The following is a 1,025-nucleotide window of genomic DNA, read 5'->3' as shown; positions in this document are numbered from 1 at the left end:
AATGCTATAATAAATAATACTAACTTTAAAGGTAAAAAAATTGCTTAAAATATTAAAAAGAGTTTTTATTATATTAGCTTTTATCCTAGCTATTGGTATTTATGAATTGATCCAAGAAGCTTTACAATTTAAAGAAGCTAATGAAAATAAAGCAAGAGAAAATCTTAGTGCTTTAATCAAATGGAGTGAAAACGAAGGCAAGGAAGAATTAGAATATGCTAAGAATTTAAGCAAAGAAAACTATAATCAAGAAAAAGTTACACAAATGATTATTAAAAATCTTAAGATGATACAAGCTAGTATTGAAGATATAAGAATTTTAACCTCTTATTATCCTACAGATGAAGATGTTGAGCTTATGAGACAAGCTGGGCATGTTACAACAAATTCAAATACTGATATTATACTTTATCTTTTATATAATGAAGGAAATATCACAAATCAAAAAACTTCTTTTTTATTTGATAAGGAAAGATTTAAAGTTTTTGAAGATTTTTTATTTTTTCTAAATACTCGTTTAGAAGAGGATTTTTTGCAAAAAGATATTCATAAGTTTGATAGCTTTGATGTAGTTAGAATTGGAATGTATATTAACACCCTAATTGGCTATAATAGTGGATTTACTAGTATGTATTTGAGTGAATTTTTACAAGATTATATTTGTGATTTAAATACCCCTAAAACTATGACAATTTTAAATGGTATGAGTCAAATTAACACTACTACTGACAAAGTTTTATTGTTTTTTAATAAAGAATTAAAAATACACACTGATAGTCATTTAAAAATGCAATTAGAAAAAGCGATCTATAATTTTAAGAAACTCAGACTCGATCAAAAACAAACTAATAAACTTAAATCCATACAAACCAAACTAAAAGAATGCAAAAATGAATGAGATAGAACTTAACACTCAAAATAAAACCTTAAACGAAACAAAAAAAGACACAAAAACTATTTTTAGAATATCAAGGAATATAAATGAAAAAACCTTTTTATAAACTTAAAAGATTTTATATACCCTG

General features: G+C 24.1%; 1 protein-coding gene. It reads left to right on the top strand.

The genetic code is table 11. From position 1 onward, the window contains the following. Nucleotides 1-40: 40 nt before the first annotated feature. Nucleotides 41-898: a hypothetical protein gene (locus tag L8X33_RS08605; RefSeq protein ID WP_263670500.1), complete on the top strand. Its 858-nt coding sequence runs from the start codon at nucleotides 41-43 to the stop codon at nucleotides 896-898. Nucleotides 899-1,025: the final 127 nt, after the last annotated feature.

The sequence above is a fragment of the Campylobacter sp. CNRCH_2014_2849 genome (genome assembly GCF_025772845.1).
Classification (GTDB): Bacteria; Campylobacterota; Campylobacteria; order Campylobacterales; family Campylobacteraceae; genus Campylobacter_D; species Campylobacter_D lari_D.
The sequence above is the reverse complement of the archived record's forward strand: the minus strand, read 5'-3'. Positions and strand labels throughout refer to the sequence as shown.